The following is a 14,693-nucleotide window of genomic DNA, read 5'->3' as shown; positions in this document are numbered from 1 at the left end:
GTCAGTCTTTGCAGATGCCGTATTTGACAACACCGGCTTCGACCTCGGCATAGCAACCGAACAGGGCGTCGTCAGCCTGGCACTGGCCCTTTGCGGGTTGACCGGTTTCCGGCAGCCCACCCGTTTCGCCGGGTGTGGCGATACACTTGCCCTGGCAATCAGCGTCACCGGAGCAACTCTTGCCTGCGTCCGCAAAGGGATGGACACACAGCTGCGACTGTAGGCGGCCGCGCCGGTCGAGAAATCCGCCCTCCGCAGTGCAAGAAGCTGCGGTCGTGGTCTGCAACGGCGGTGTTTCGGTAGCGGGCTGGGGCGCAGGAGCACATCCGCTCATGAGCAGCGCAAGAGCGGCGGGTGCGAGCCAGAGCAGCCGGTTGCGGGCCATCAGAACGCCAACGGCCCGGGCAACTCTTTCACCTGCCACGGCAGACCATGCTTGTTGAGCATGTCCATGTAGGGATCGGGATCCATCTGCTCCATGTTGAACACGCCCGCGCCCGACCACTGGCCGGTCAGGATCATCGCCGCGCCGATCATCGCGGGGACGCCGGTGGTGTAGCTGACCGCCTGATTGCCCGTTTCGGCAAAGGCGTCCTCATGATCGCAGATGTTGTAGATGTAGAATGTCTTTTCGGAGCCGTCCTTGGCAATACCGGTCGCGATGTCGCCGATGTTGGTCTTGCCCTTGGTCGTCGCGCCGAGTGTTGACGGCTCAGGCAGCACGGCCTTCAGGAACTGCAGCGGGATGATCTCCTGCCCATTGTAGATCACCGGATCGATGCGCGTCATGCCGACATTCTGGAGCACCTCCAGATGCTTCAGATAGGCGTCTCCGAAGGTCATCCAGAAGCGGATGCGCTTGATTTCCGGCAGATGCCTGGCGAGGCTCTCCAGCTCCTCATGATACATGAGGTACATGTTCTTCGGCCCAACCTGTTCGAAATCGAACGCCTGCTTGGTGGAGAGGGCGGGAGTTGTTACCCATTCCCCATTCTCGAAGTGACGCGCGGGCGCGGTCACTTCGCGGATGTTGATTTCCGGGTTGAAGTTGGTCGCGAAATGCTGACCGTGGTCACCGCCATTGCAATCGAGGATGTCGAGCGTATCGATCCGATCAAGATAATGTTTCTTGAGATAGGTAGCGAACACGCTCGTGACGCCGGGGTCGAAGCCGGACCCGAGCAGGGCCATGAGGCCCGCCTTCTCGAACCGTTCCTGATAGGCCCATTGCCAGCTATATTCGAAATGGGCCTCGTCGCGCGGTTCGTAGTTGGCAGTGTCCATATAATGCACGCCCGCGGCCAGGCAGGCATCCATGATGGCGAGATCCTGATAAGGCAGCGCGAGGTTGACGACGAGCGTGGGCGCGACCTGTTTGATAAGCGCTGTCGTCGCGGCGACATCGTCCGCGTCGATCTGGGCCGTAGAGATGGTGACGCCCGTACGCTCCCTGACCGAGGCCGCTATGGCATCGCACTTGGCGAGCGTGCGGCTGGCGAGCGTGATGTCGGAAAAGATGTCGGTGTTCATCGCCATCTTGTGAACCGCCACAGACCCGACGCCGCCCGCGCCGATAACCAGAACCTTGCTCAAATCATGCTCCTGCCAGGAAAACTGCCGAAGCGTCCATATAGGCCCGCCGGGCGGCTGTGCAATAACGAGCGTATGTGACGGTTGTGGGAAAGCGGCCGGGGGCAGCGCAAAAAGAGCGAGCTGCCCCCGGCCTATGCCATGATTATTGGGCCGGTGTCGTGGTGACCGTGGTGGTGGTCCGTTCCGCCACGGCGGCACGCGGCGCGGCGCGGGCGGTCGACCGCTTCACGACCTTGCGGACCGTGCGCGGCTTGGCCGTCGTGGCGGAAGCGTTCTTGACGGTTTCCGTCGTGACGGTGGTCGTTGTCGGCGCGGGCGCTGCCATCAGAGCGACCGGCGGAGCAGCCCGCGCGGCGGCGGCATCGGCAGCCGCAGAGGCGGCGGCCTGCTGCGCGGAATCGGCACGGGCGTTGGCGGCGGCGGCTTCAGCTTGCGCGTTTGCGGCAGCGGCCTGCGCTTCCTCGCGGCGAACGCGTTCGGCCTCGGCGGTCATCTTCTGACCTTCGCCGATGGCGACGTCGGCGAGTTCAGAGGCGCGGTGCGCTTGCGCGATGGCATCTTCCTTGTGGCCGCGGGCGAGATCTTCCTGCGCGGTACGAAGCGCTGCGGCGGCCTCCGCCTGCAGGCGGGGCAGGTTGCCGCTGGTGCCGAGTTTGTTCGCGGCGTCGATCTTGCCACGCGCCTCGGCGATTGCCTGGCGGGCCCGGTCGGCCTTGCCCGCGATCGCGGGCGTCGCGGTGGTCAGCATCAGGCCCGATATGATGATGGCGTTTATAGCTTTTCCGAAATGACGCATGTCCTGTTCCTCTTCATCACCCCAACCGCAGCGTCGAACGATCCGCCGCTGGAAACTGTTCCTGACGCGGTGAGTGGAGGGGACGGGTGGGAAGGGTTTGCCCGATGAGCTTGGTGGCCACACGGCTCCAATTCGATATGCAAATCAGAGGGTTGATATCGAGGTAAGGTTCTTGCGACGGAACTTTTTTATTCCCCGTTTCCTATAAGGGATAGGACAACACGACATTGGCGGGCGGAACATGCGCAAGCGGCAACGGCGATTTTCCCGACGTGGGAGGCGGCAGAAGTCATACTCCTCGAGAAGCTGGTCTGCGCTGGTGCCGATTGTGGTGGGCGCATTGTTTCTGGGGGTAGCCAGCAACTTTCCATCGTCCACCGGAGCGCGCCCGTGGGAGCAGGGCGCCGATCAGACGCTATCGGGTTGCCGGGCGATTGACGGCGACACCCTCAACTGCGCGGGCGAACGGATCCGCCTGCTGGGCATCGATGCCCCGGAAATGCCCGGTCACTGCGCCACTGGCCGACAGTGCGCGCCGGGCGATCCCTACGCTTCCACCGATAATCTGGAGAATATGATCGAAGGTTCGATGCGGATCGAACGTGCCGGAACCGACCATTATGGTCGTACCCTTGGCTCTGTAAGATCGGACAAGGGTAATCTGTCGTGCGGGCAGCTTGAAGGCGGCTTTGCCATTTACAAGCCGCGCTGGGACGATGGGCTGGTGATTGCGCGGACATGTCCTGCCGCACTCGCCGGTTGATACGGTCAGGCTGCCTTCGCCAGTTCCAGTTCCATCCGGCTCCAGATCTCCACCAGCGCCGCCACAAGATCCACCATCATCTCTTCGGTGTGGGCCGGGCCAGGGGTGAAGCGCAACCGTTCCGTGCCGCGCGGGACGGTCGGGTAATTGATGGGCTGCACATAGACGCCATATTCGGCGAGCAGGATGTCGCTGATTTTCTTCGCACGAACGGGATCGCCGACCATCAGCGGCACGATATGCGTGGTCGACGGCATGACGGGGAGGCCCGCCTCAGCCATCAGGCGCTTGAGGTTGGCCGCTGCGGCCTGCTGTCCCTCGCGCTCTGCGCTCGATGCCTTCAGGTGGCGTACGCTGGCGAGGGCCCCCGCGACCAGAACCGGCGAAAGCGAGGTCGTGAAGATGAAGCCGGGGGCGTAGCTCCGGATCACGTCGACGATCATCTGATCGGCGGTGATATAGCCACCCATCACGCCGAACGCCTTGCCAAGTGTGCCCTCAATGATGGTGAGGCGGTTGGCGACGGCATCGCGATCGGAAATGCCACCGCCGCGTGGGCCGTACATCCCCACGGCGTGGACCTCATCCAAATAGGTGAGTGCATTGAACTCATCCGCCAGATCGCAAAATTCGGCGATTGGTGCGACATCCCCGTCCATGGAATAGACGCTTTCAAACGCGATCAGCTTGGGCGCTTCGGGGTCGGCCGCCTCGAGCAGCTCGCGCAGATGTTCCACGTCATTATGGCGGAACACCACCTTTTCGCAGCCGGAATTGCGGATGCCGGCGATCATGCTGGCGTGATTGAGCTCATCGGAAAAGATGATGCAGCCCGGCAGCAACTTCGCGAGCGTCGCCAGCGTAGCCTCGTTGGAGACATAGCCGGACGTAAACAACAATGCGGCTTCCTTGCCATGCAGATCGGCCAGTTCCGCTTCCAGATTAATATGATAATGGGTGTTTCCACCAATGTTACGCGTGCCGCCCGAACCCGCGCCGACATCGTGCAGCGCTTCTTCCATTGCGGCGATGACATCGGGATGCTGGCCCATGGCCAGATAGTCGTTCGAGCACCAGACGGTGATCGGCTTTGGCCCATTATGCCCGTGAAAGCAGCGCGCATTGGGATATGCACCCTTGTTGCGCAAGATATCGATGAAAACCCGATAGCGGCCTTCGCTGTGCAGACGCTCAATGGCCTGACTGAAGATATGCTTGTAATTCGTCATGTTACGCCGCCGACCCCGATTGCTCTGCCGCTATCGCTCCAATGTGCCGCCTGTAATGCCGATCCGTCCACATTTCCAGCGATAACGGTTCGCATTTAGGACTTTATATTACATCGGGTCGTTGATCTGGGACAAAAATTGCCGTGGTGCTCGACGATCTTGGGAGCGCTGCGCCAACATAGTTGTCTGGAACCCATCAGCGATCTGTCAGAGCGATCGCGATTGCACCAGTCCAAACTGCCTGAGCGCGGGCTTCAGCGCAGCGACATCCGGGTCCATGCGGGTGAACACGGCAATGCCGGGTTGCGGCTCTTCCGGCCAGGGCGCGTCTGCATTGAGATAGGCGATGCGACGGGCGATGCCTTCGCCGCCATGAAGGAAGTTCAGCGGACGCGGAGAGGCGGCGCGCAGCTCCTGTTCCACCAGCGGGAAATGCGTGCAGGCGAGAACGACCGTGTCCATTCGATCGCCGCCAGGCTGGTCGAGCAGCCCGGCAAGCGCATCCCGGGCAATGGCGGGATCCACCGGCTGGCCGCGCAGCTTGGCCTCCGCGAGTGCGACGAGATCGGCCGAACCGTGGCGCAGGACGATGCAATCCGCGCCATGCTCTGCCGCAAGCCGGTCGACATAAGGCTGGCGTACCGTCGCTTCCGTGCCCAGCACGCCGATGACGCGGGTCTTGGAGGAAAGCGCTGCGGGCTTGATGGCGGGGACGGTGCCAACGACCGGTATGTCGAGCGCGGCGCGCACGGCTGACAGGGCGATGGTCGATGCCGTATTGCACGCAATGACCGCGATACGGGGACGGAACCGCTCCACCAGGCGTCCGAGCAGCGCAGGCACGCGCGCAGCGATCTCCGCCTCGGTCTTCGTGCCATAGGGATAGCCTGCGCGGTCGGCGGCATAGACAACTGGCATGTGAGGCAGCAACGCGCGCGCCGGGGCGAGGATCGAGAGGCCCCCCACGCCGGAATCGAAAAACAGCACAGGGGCGGCAACAGGCAAGCTCATGCTGTGCTGTGTCGGTATTTGTGGAGCCGGTGTCAACTCGGGCGCGCTTACTCCCGCAGAGCGCCGTCGCGGATGCGGATGAGGGGCCCGAGAATATAATCCATGATCGACTGTTTGCCCGAGCGGATGTTGACCTCCGCTGTCATGCCAGGGATCACCGGCTTGCCCTTACCGAAATTGCTGGCATCGGCGCGCAAACGGACGCGGTAATAGATTTCTCCCTTTGGATCCTGAATCACATCCGGTGAAACATCGAGCACCTTGGCCTCCAGCCCGCCATAAACGGCAGAGTCATAGGCAGAGATCTTGATCGTGGCTGGCAAGCCTGCCCAGATATTGCCGCGATCCTTGGGCGATATGCGCGCCTCGACCATCACCGTCTTGTCGACGGGCACGATTTCCACCAGCGGATCGCCGCCGCGGATAACGCCGCCGACGGTCTGGACGTAAAGTTTATTGACGATACCATCCATCGGCGCGCGAATTTCCTCGCGCGATTGCTTGTCTGTGTAGGCGCCGAGGGATTCGCCCGCCTTCGAGAGTTCCAGGCGAAGCTGATTGGCCTTTTCCTTGGTTTCCTCGACCGAGCGCGTCCAGATCTCGCCACGCCGGGCGGAGACTTCGCCCAGCTGTGCCTGGGTTGAGGGGATCTGGTTCTGTACGTCGGCGATGCGAGTGCGCAGCGAAAGCAGGGAGGCGCGCTTGTCGAGCACTTCGCGCTCCGAAATGGCTTCGGCCTCATAGGCCCGCTCGAGCTTATCGAGCTGCACCATCATCAGCTTTTCTTCGGAGCGCAGATTGCCGAGGCGCGCATTGAGCGAGGAAAGCTCGGCGCGGCGGGCGCTGGCCTGTTCGTTCATGATGCCCGATTCCTGGCCGCGCTGATTGACGCGCGAATAGAACAGCGCTTCCTCCGACGCCGCGATGTCCGGGGCAGCCTTGGCGAGATCGGCCGGAACAGTGAAGGAGCGCGCGCCGGCGACCTCTGCATCCATCCGCGCCAGCGCGATCCGCTTCGCGACCACATCGGTGCGGGCGTTTTCGTAATCGGCGCTGGTGAACTGGTTCGTGACGTTCATCAGGATCTGGCCCTTGCGCACGCGCTCGCCCTCCGTGACGAGCAGGCGCTGGACGATGCCGCCTTCGAGATGCTGGACCACCTGGTTCTGCACGGACGGCAGAACGCGGCCGGGGCCGCGTGTGACCTTGTCGATCTGGAAAAAGATCGCCCAGGCAAGGAAGGTGACGACCAACAGTCCCAGGACTTTGAGCATCTTCGTCGGCCTGTCGGTGCGCAACCGCGCGCTCCAGGGCACAATGCCCTCGATAGGGGCACTGTCGATCTTGACTTGTCCGGCGAAGGCCGCCGCCATTTCGCGGCTGCTGACGCCTTCAAACAAGCTGGCGCCGCCAAAGGCGCGGATGATCCGGTCGCGCAATTGCGGGAAACGCATAGGGTCTGGTCCTTCAATGTCCGGGCGATGCCGGCAAAAATCTGACCCGCGTTTACCAATCATTATCCTTAAAAATGTTTAATGCCTGCGATCGATCGACAGGATTTTGGACGATATGACAGATTTCGACATGGCGACACGCACGAGCCTACTGGGGCGGCTGGTGGGCGGGTTACGCGGAAAACGCGCGCCCGCAGACCCGCAATGGCATGGCGTGATCGACCCGCTGAGCGTTGTTGGCGCGCTGGAATTGCTGGCCACACGCTGCGGTCGCCCGACTCCGCGTGATCGGCTGACGGCCGCACTGCCGGTGGCGGACGGCGATCTCGACCCACGCCTTACCCCGATCGCCATGGCGCGCGCGGGTTTTGAGGCGCGTTGGGACAAGGTTCGTCTTTCCGAGCTTTCCATGCAAGACGTGCCGCTGCTCGCCCCGATGCTCGATGGTGGCGCGGTCCTGATCGTCCGGATCGAGAGCCAGGACATATTTGTCGTCGTGGATGCGACCGGTGAAAAGCAGATTCCGCGTGACGCGCTCGCACCCATGTTGGGTGAAGAAATGCTGATGTGCGGCCATGTCGACCCGGAAAACGGGCTCGGCTATGAAGAAGAGCGCAGCTTCGTGCGGCGCAATCCCCGGCTGTGGCTCATCGGCACGTTCCTGAGCGAACGGCGGCGGCTGACGCAACTGCTGGTGGCGGCTGCGTTCCTCAACCTCTGCGCACTCGCTATCCCGCTCTATATGCGCGCGATCTACGATCGTGTGGTCCCCAATCTTGCTACCGAGTCGCTCTGGGCGCTGTCGGTTGGCGTCATGATCGTCCTTTCGTTTGAGTTCATGTTCAAGCATGTGCGCGGCAGCTACATTGATGCCGTCGGCGTACGTGTCGGCCAGGCGGTGCAGCACCGCGCGATGACGTCATTCCTTCACGCCCGCACCGGCAAGCGCGACAATAATGTCGGCACACTGATGACGGCGCTTCGCGATGTCGAGGGGCTGGCGCTGCTTGTGCCGCAGATGATTGTGACGTTCATTGTCGATGTGCCGTTTTTCTTCGCCTATCTCGCGCTCATCATGATGATTGGCGGGTGGACTGTTATGGGCCCGGTGTTGGGCGCGTGCGGCATGATGTTCGTCGGCGCTGTCGCGAGCTATGCGACCAAGCTGTCGTCGAAGCGCGCTGCCAAGCTGATGCAGGCACGCAATAATCTGGTCGTCGACGTCGCCGAGGGGCTGACGACGATCAAGGCAAACCAGGCCGAGGGGCGTTTCATGCGCCAGTGGGACATCGTGTCCGATCATATCGGCATGAGCACGAAAACCGCCCGCAAGTGGAACGAACTGCCTGGATCGATGTCCGGCCTGCTGGTGCAGATGGTGACGGTGATGGTGATCATCATCGGCGTGTACCAGATCAAGGCGGGCATCATGACGACCGGCGCGATGATCGCCGTGACGATGCTGACGGGCCGCGCGATGGTGCCGGTGTCGACGGCCATTTCGATGGTATCGAAGGGCTATCAGAGCCTTAGCCAGTTTGCTGGCCTCGCCAACCTGCTGTCGATGGAGGCGGAGCGCGATGTGTCCGACCCGTCGATCCAGCGCAGTGCCATAAAGGGGGAGATGAAGCTCGCTCATATCGACTTCACCTATGAACAGGCGAGCGAGGCGAGCCTGCGCGACGTCGGTATCACGATTACGCCGGGTGAGAAGATCGCGCTGATTGGCCGGTCGGGATCGGGCAAATCCACGCTGCTCCAGATCCTCGCCGGGATACTGGAACCGAGCGCGGGGACGATTAGCCTCGACGGGCATGCGCTCGAGCAATATGCGTCGGCGCATCTGCGCAAGGATATCGTATATTGCGGGCAGGATGCGGCGCTGTTCGACACGTCGATCTGGGACAATATCCTGTTGGGCATGAACGAACCGGACCCGGCATTGGTGGAGCGCGCGATCGCGGCATCCGGCCTCGACCGCTTCGTCAGCCGCAGCGCCGAGGGTTATGGTCGAAAAATCGGTCAGCATGGCCGCAAGCTCTCCGGTGGGCAGCGGCAGTCGCTGGTGCTGGCGCGGGCGCTGATCCGTGACCCGAAGATCCTGCTGCTCGACGAGCCGACGGCCTCGATGGACATCAACAGCGAACAGGCGGTGATCACCGGCCTGCGCGAGGCGACCAAGGGTTGCACGCTCATTGTGGCTACGCACCGCATGGCGCTGCTCGATCTGGTCGACCGCATAATTTGGCTGGATGACGGCAAGGTGGTCGCCGATCGCCCGCGCACGGAAATCCTGACGATGCTGCGCAATCAGCAGAATGGGGCCGCAAAGGCTGCGTGAGGCGGCAGCACGAACAAAAACAACGCTCCGCCGGGCCGTTAGGGGTTGGTTAGGAGAATTGGTTTAAGCCCTATTTACCAGAGTATTGAGGCGGAGCATCCTCCGCGACAGGGAGAACAAAGTGGCTGGCGCTTCATCGGATGGCGAAGTCAATCACTGGCCGGCGTTTGTCGACGTGCTCACCACCGTCATCATGGTGGTGACGTTCCTGCTCGTCATCATGAGCGCGGCGGTGATGGTGCTGTCGCAAAAAGCCATGGAGCGCTTCAAGGTCCAGTATGAAGCAAAGCACGCCGCAGCTTCTCCGGCCGATGGTGGCCGTGTGGGGCAGGGCGGAGCCGAAGGCCAGCAGACCAACCCGATCCGGTCCCCTGCCGACGCCGAAACCGGGACGTCCATCGCGGAACTCGGATCGATCCTCAAGTCCGAAACGATCGTCAACGGCACCGACCGGCTGACCATCCGCACACGCGAAACCGCCGACACCCTGAAGCTCAAGGTCAAGGCGATGGAAGAAGCGGATGACAGCAAGGGCGTCGAGGTGAAGACCGCCGACGTGCTAATGCGCGTCGATTTCGACGCCACTGCGGTGCGCTACAACGAAGAAAACTCGCAGCAGGTCACCAATTTCCTGAAGTCGCGGCGTCAACCGGGCATGAAGTACGAGATCTGGTCCTTCGCCCCGCAGGAAAGCTCGGTTTCCGAGGCTCAGCGGCTCGCTTTCTATCGCGCGGCAATGACGCGCAACATCCTTATTCGGGCCGGTATCAGCCCTGCGGACATCCTGACGCAGGTGCGCGTAACCGACCCCACATCGAAAGACGGGCACAATGTGCGCGTCGTCCTGAAACCCTGATGGCAAGACGCCAGCGAGAGTAGCCCGCGCGATGGAAAAGAAGATCCGTACCGAGCTGATGAAGATGTCGGCGATGATGCTCGTCCTGATGGGACTGGGCATTTACGCGCATGACTTCGTGATCGCCGGTATCCAGGCCAAGGCCGCCCTCAACCTCACCATCTTCGCGACCTTCGGGTTGGCGGCTTGGCTGGCGTTCCGCCATGTGCTGAACCTCAAGAACGAGGTGCTGGCGCTCAAGGCGCTGCAGGTCGATTACGGCACCAAGACGCGGCGGCCGCTCGACCCGTACAAACATCCGGCCATCGTATTCCAGGAACCCGAGCTGTTGGGCCAGGGATACCGCATGATTGCGGAGGAACTGAGCAAACAGAACTCGTTCCAGATTTCCAATGCCACGGTCCAGACATTGCTGCACGACGTCGACCAGCGCATCAACGACCGCAAATCGACGATCATGTACTTCTCGGGCCTCATGGTGTTCCTCGGTCTGCTCGGCGCCTTCATGGGCCTGATGAAGACCGTCCACTCGGTGGGTGATCTCATCGGCGGCATGGACATTTCGGGCGCTGGCGGCACGGACAGCTTCGGCAAGCTGATCGAGGGCATGAAGGGGCCGCTCAACGGTATGTCCGTGGGCTTCAGCTCTTCGCTGTTCGGCCTCATGACATCCATGGTACTGGGTGCGCTCGAACGCTGCATGACCAGCGCGATGAAGACACTGCGCAACGAGTTCGAGCATTGGCTGTCGAACGTCGCGGCGCTGGAGAACCCGCATAGCGACGCTCACCAGCAGGCCGAAGTCGACCTGTCCGGCGTCATCCGCGCGCTGGAACTGGGTGGCAAGCATCTGCGCGACCTGCGCGAAACGGTGCTCGATCAGGCTCTCGCGCAGCAGGAGAGCCAACAGGCCATCACAAAGGTCACGAACGCATTGTCGGATCTCAGTCGATCGGTTGAGCGGGTCGCGGACCCTGGCCCGATGCTGCAGCCGATCGCCGATTGCGTCGCCGAACTGGCGCGCAACCAGGCCGTGATGGTGAGCCAGTTCCACGGACTGTTTACGCTCGCCGAGCGCGACCGCGCGACGATCCGCGAAATGCTCGATAGCATGCAGGCGAGTGCCGGGCAGCGCGTGGCGCTTGACGGGCCGCAGCTCCATGCGCAGCTTGACCGGCTGGTGTCGCTCCAGACATCGCTGGTCGATCAGGGGCCGCCGGTGGTTAACGTCACCAGCATCGCCAATCGCCCGCGCGGATGGTTTGGCGGGCTGTTTAGCCGAACGGAACATAGCGACGCTGCCGCTCTGCCGCCACGCAAGGAGCGCAGGCAACTGCGCACCGAAATGCGCCGCATGTTGGTCGGGCAGCGCAGGATGATGCGCGATATCAAGCATGTGCTTGGCGAGACAGTCGGTTCGGTGCAAGCCGGACGTAAGCGGGATCAGGATCTGCTTTCCCGCATGTTGAGCCAGAACGACGTCAACCAGGCGCGGCTGTCCGTGCTGATGGAACGTCTGCGGATGCTCGATGAGGGGGACGCGGACGAGGACGAGGGCAAGAATGCGCAATTGCTGTCGGGCTTGCACGGTGCACGCCTCGAAATGGATGTGCTGCGCCGCCGGATGAACCTGATGCAGGAGCAAGGTGATGAAGGCACGTCGGTCGCTCCGCGTGACATGCGCGCCAATCAAGCCGATGGCACCAACGGGTAACGGGGAAGCACAGGCATGAAACTCGGAAAAATCTTCAAGCGCCGCCCGGCTTTCAGCCGCGCTGCTACGCGCTATACCTGCCAGCTTGACGGGGCGTTGATGATGATCGACCGCATGGCGACGTTCGATGGCCGCATGATCGACTTTTCGGCGGGTGGGGCGATGTTCCGGCCTCGTCTCGCCTATCTGATGGACCGGCGGGACGTGCCAGTCTGCCTCGACGTTGCGGGTGTCGAGGTGTTCGGGCGCATTATGAGCACTAGCCCGGGTGGTTTTGGCATACGCTTTGACGAACCGCTTGAAGAGGCAGAAGTGCTCCAGATTCTGGAGGCGGACCGTCGCGCGAGCCAGGTGCGCGAAGGGAAACCTGCAAACGCCAAAGTTACTGAAGCCGCCGACGCCGAGATCTGGTGATGGCAGAGTTTCGTGTTCCCTCCGCAGCGAAAGCGGCCATGTCCGAGGATCGGCGGGCCGACGACCGTCAGCCGATTTCGGTCCTCATCAACGCTGGGTTGTTCACGCGTGGGGTGGGAGGGCTTTGCCGGATCCGAAATATGTCGGAAAACGGGCTCATGCTCGAATGCCGCATGGCGCTGGACGAAGGGCAGGAGGTTGAGATCGTGCTGCGATCCGGCATGCGCCTCGCCGGTATCGTCCGTTGGGCGCTCAACGGGCGCGCAGGGATCGCCCTGCACGAGCCGGTGGGCCTCGCGACGCTCAACCAGCCGATGCTGCCTCAGGAAATCGCGAAAAAAGGCCTCAGCCCGAGTTTCCCCTGTGTGGCGCGCGCACTGATCGCGATCGATCACCGACGGCTGCGCTGTGAGATCAACGAAATTTCTCTGGGCCATGTGCGCCTGGCCACTGTCGAATCGATCCGCGACGATCAGCTGGCGACGGTGACGGTCGATGGTTTGGGACCGCAGCTTTCGAAGATCCGTATCATTGGGGGCCATCCCGTGACCGGCGAGGGCGCCGAAAGCGTGATTGCGCTGTTTACGCAGCCGCTCCATTTTCGGCTGCTCGATGAATGGCTGAGCGGACGCGGCGATCTCCCTACCACTTTGCCGCACCCGGCGACTACGGCTCCGTCGACCTCCCGCCCCTCGCTTTAACGCAAAACTGTAAAGCGAACCGACAGGCTTTACGGGATTTTAACCATAAAAGCGCACTCCGGCTGCATAGCACCATGTCGCAACGACAAGGGGAGAACGAAGTGCGGACCAGCAAATACACCACCACGGGCGGAATGACCCTGCGGACGGCTGTGCGGGGTGCGGCGGCAATCATTGCCATCACGCTTCCGGTGGCGCCGGGGCTGGGTGCTCGATCTGCCCATGTGGCAGGACCGTCGCTCGATGGCACGCCCGTCGCCGCCGCGGGCAGCGGTTCGCCAGCGCGGGTCACGTTCCGCGACCCTTATGCTGACGACATGCCGACAGCCTATGCCGCTCCGATCATTCTGATGACCGATGCGGCGCAGAATGAAGTGGCAGCGCCAGCACCGACTCCTGTTCCCCCGTCGATTGAGTCTGCGCCGACGGCCGACGTGGTCGCGCCGACCCGTGACGCGGCCGAGCCGCCCGCCGGGGCGACCGAGAGCCTGCGTAACGCCATTGTTGCCTCGCTCAAGGGAAACCCTGATATTCAGATTGCGCTCGCGCGGCAGGACGACGCCCGCTATGGCGTGCACGAGGCTTGGGCCGGTTATTTGCCCAATGTCAGCGCGACGATCGCGACCGGTCGCGAATATAATGACCCCTACAACAGGTCGGGCACACCCAGCAATCACACCACCTTGCAGCGGAGCGAGGGCGTTGTGACGCTCAACCAGAATATCTGGGATTTCGGTACGACCATCAACGACATCAAGCGCGCCCGCGCCGCCTATCGCAGCGCGCAGTGGAGCACGCGCGAGCGGATTGAGTCGATTTCGTTCGATATCACTGCCGCTTATTTGAGCGTGCTCGAACGGCAGAAACTGCTCGATCTCACCCGCGCGGAAATCGCCGCGCATGAAAAGATCCTCAAGGTCGTTACGATCCAGAACGATCTGGGCCTCATCACCCCGGCCGATATCAGCCGCGCCAAGGCACGTCTGGAAAATGTGAAAGCCGAAGTGCTCGACCGGCAGAGCTCGTTGCAGCAGGCGCGCGAGGACTACCGTCGCCTGACCGAGCATCTTCCCGCCACGGCGATTGATCTGCCGTCGCCCGCTGCTGCGCTGCCTCCCAGCGCGGAAGCAGCGGTGGCTATGATCGACGATCACAGCCCGCGCATGGCGCAGGCCGTGGAAGATCGCCGTTCGCTCGAACGGCAGCGCGCCAGCCAAACCGGCACCTTCTTCCCCCGCGTCGCCTTGCAGGCACAGGGCAACTGGAAGAACGACGTGCAGGGACCGACCAATCGCAACAGCGACGCCCGCGCGATGGTGACCGTCACCTACAACTTCTTCAACGGCGGTGCGGACATTGCTATCCGCAATCGGATTTCGGCGCGCCTGCGTGAGGCGGACTACGAACTCGAACGCCGCCGCCGCGAGGTAGAGCAGGATATCCGCATCGACTTCAATGCGCTGGAAGCTGCGCGGAACAAGATCGCTACGATCGACTCCGAAATTCAGTCGGCCGAGCGCGTGGTGGACCTGTATCGCCAGCAATTCCGCGAAGGGAAACGGTCGGTCTTCGATCTCCTCGACAGCCAGCAGTTGCTATTCCAGGCGCGGCAGAGCCAGCTGACGAACGGCACCGCCAAGATGTTGAGCGAATTCCGCGTTCTCCAGAAGCTGGGCGGCCTGTTCGACCTCGTGAGCAACGGCGAACCGCTGCCTCCGCTTGTGATGCCCGCGCCGGGTAGCAAGAACTGAGCATCCTGGGGTCATGGACGCGCGTGAACCCCACAAAATCCGTGCAATTCGCCGCAGGGTAAAGGCCGTG

General features: G+C 62.4%; 13 protein-coding genes. 7 read left to right on the top strand and 6 right to left on the bottom strand.

Annotated features, from left to right (window positions below):
• Position 1: 1 nt before the first annotated feature.
• The 3 genes from FHS92_RS03905 to FHS92_RS03895 all read right to left on the bottom strand — a co-directional run bounded on the left by FHS92_RS03905 (position 2) and on the right by FHS92_RS03895 (position 2,389).
• Positions 2-385: a hypothetical protein gene (locus FHS92_RS03905; protein ID WP_184077637.1), complete on the bottom strand. Its 384-nt coding sequence runs from the start codon at positions 383-385 to the stop codon at positions 2-4.
• A complete protein-coding gene (locus FHS92_RS03900; RefSeq protein ID WP_184077635.1) occupies positions 385-1,593 on the bottom strand; it encodes a saccharopine dehydrogenase family protein in 1,209 nt (402 codons plus the stop codon). Before FHS92_RS03900 ends, FHS92_RS03905 begins: the two co-directional genes overlap by 1 nt.
• A 142-nt stretch (positions 1,594-1,735) precedes the next feature.
• Positions 1,736-2,389: a hypothetical protein gene (locus FHS92_RS03895; protein WP_246351752.1), complete on the bottom strand. Its 654-nt coding sequence runs from the start codon at positions 2,387-2,389 to the stop codon at positions 1,736-1,738.
• 319 nt (positions 2,390-2,708) lie between these two features.
• Between FHS92_RS03895 and FHS92_RS03890 the strand changes: the two genes are divergently transcribed.
• Positions 2,709-3,152 carry a thermonuclease family protein gene (locus tag FHS92_RS03890; protein ID WP_343056644.1) on the top strand — a complete coding sequence of 148 codons (444 nt, stop codon included), beginning with the start codon at positions 2,709-2,711 and terminating at the stop codon, positions 3,150-3,152.
• A gap of 5 nt (positions 3,153-3,157) precedes the next feature.
• Here the strand turns inward: FHS92_RS03890 and hemA are convergent, their stop codons facing one another.
• The 3 genes from hemA to FHS92_RS03875 all read right to left on the bottom strand — a co-directional run bounded on the left by hemA (position 3,158) and on the right by FHS92_RS03875 (position 6,846).
• Positions 3,158-4,381, bottom strand: a complete 1,224-nt coding sequence (gene hemA, locus FHS92_RS03885) for a 5-aminolevulinate synthase (protein WP_184077631.1) — start codon at positions 4,379-4,381, stop codon at positions 3,158-3,160.
• Between the two features lie 207 nt (positions 4,382-4,588).
• Positions 4,589-5,392: a glutamate racemase gene (gene murI, locus FHS92_RS03880; RefSeq protein WP_184077629.1), complete on the bottom strand. Its 804-nt coding sequence runs from the start codon at positions 5,390-5,392 to the stop codon at positions 4,589-4,591.
• Between the two features lie 47 nt (positions 5,393-5,439).
• Entirely contained in the window at positions 5,440-6,846 is a 1,407-nt protein-coding gene (locus tag FHS92_RS03875) for an HlyD family type I secretion periplasmic adaptor subunit (RefSeq protein ID WP_184077627.1), read from the bottom strand.
• Positions 6,847-6,961: 115 nt separating this feature from the next.
• Here FHS92_RS03875 and FHS92_RS03870 point away from each other — a divergent pair, with 115 nt between their 5' ends.
• From FHS92_RS03870 to FHS92_RS03845, 6 genes are all read left to right on the top strand, one after another.
• Positions 6,962-9,187, top strand: a complete 2,226-nt coding sequence (locus FHS92_RS03870; RefSeq protein WP_184077625.1) for an ATP-binding cassette domain-containing protein — start codon at positions 6,962-6,964, stop codon at positions 9,185-9,187.
• Between the two features lie 121 nt (positions 9,188-9,308).
• Complete coding sequence (locus FHS92_RS03865) at positions 9,309-10,043, top strand: hypothetical protein (protein ID WP_184077623.1); 735 nt, start codon at positions 9,309-9,311, stop codon at positions 10,041-10,043.
• A gap of 31 nt (positions 10,044-10,074) precedes the next feature.
• Positions 10,075-11,757, top strand: coding sequence for a hypothetical protein (locus FHS92_RS03860; RefSeq protein WP_184077621.1), 1,683 nt, complete (start codon positions 10,075-10,077; stop codon positions 11,755-11,757).
• 15 nt (positions 11,758-11,772) lie between these two features.
• The gene (locus FHS92_RS03855) at positions 11,773-12,171 is read left to right on the top strand and encodes a PilZ domain-containing protein (protein ID WP_184077619.1); all 399 of its coding nucleotides are present in this window, start codon (positions 11,773-11,775) and stop codon (positions 12,169-12,171) included.
• Positions 12,171-12,872, top strand: a complete 702-nt coding sequence (locus tag FHS92_RS03850) for a PilZ domain-containing protein (protein ID WP_221230874.1) — start codon at positions 12,171-12,173, stop codon at positions 12,870-12,872. The genes FHS92_RS03855 and FHS92_RS03850 overlap by 1 nt, the downstream gene beginning before the upstream one ends.
• A gap of 101 nt (positions 12,873-12,973) precedes the next feature.
• Entirely contained in the window at positions 12,974-14,623 is a 1,650-nt protein-coding gene (locus FHS92_RS03845) for a TolC family outer membrane protein (protein WP_184077615.1), read from the top strand.
• Positions 14,624-14,693: the final 70 nt, after the last annotated feature.

It is taken from the genome of Sphingobium subterraneum (assembly GCF_014199435.1).
Classification (GTDB): domain Bacteria; phylum Pseudomonadota; class Alphaproteobacteria; order Sphingomonadales; family Sphingomonadaceae; genus Sphingobium; species Sphingobium subterraneum.
Note: the sequence above shows the minus strand (reverse complement) of the source record. Positions and strands in the feature narration are given on the sequence as shown.

Excerpts from the sequence above, each read along its gene's own strand:
- FHS92_RS03905 (WP_184077637.1), bottom strand. The coding sequence starts at position 385 with ATGGCCCGCAACCGGCTGCTCTGGCTCGCACCCGCCGCTCTTGCGCTG.
- FHS92_RS03895 (WP_246351752.1), bottom strand. The coding sequence starts at position 2,389 with ATGCGTCATTTCGGAAAAGCTATAAACGCCATCATCATATCGGGCCTG.
- hemA (WP_184077631.1), bottom strand. The coding sequence starts at position 4,381 with ATGACGAATTACAAGCATATCTTCAGTCAGGCCATTGAGCGTCTGCAC.
- murI (WP_184077629.1), bottom strand. The coding sequence starts at position 5,392 with ATGAGCTTGCCTGTTGCCGCCCCTGTGCTGTTTTTCGATTCCGGCGTG.
- FHS92_RS03875 (WP_184077627.1), bottom strand. The coding sequence starts at position 6,846 with ATGCGTTTCCCGCAATTGCGCGACCGGATCATCCGCGCCTTTGGCGGC.
- FHS92_RS03870 (WP_184077625.1), top strand. The coding sequence starts at position 6,962 with ATGACAGATTTCGACATGGCGACACGCACGAGCCTACTGGGGCGGCTG.
- FHS92_RS03860 (WP_184077621.1), top strand. The coding sequence starts at position 10,075 with ATGGAAAAGAAGATCCGTACCGAGCTGATGAAGATGTCGGCGATGATG.
- FHS92_RS03855 (WP_184077619.1), top strand. The coding sequence starts at position 11,773 with ATGAAACTCGGAAAAATCTTCAAGCGCCGCCCGGCTTTCAGCCGCGCT.
- FHS92_RS03850 (WP_221230874.1), top strand. The coding sequence starts at position 12,171 with ATGGCAGAGTTTCGTGTTCCCTCCGCAGCGAAAGCGGCCATGTCCGAG.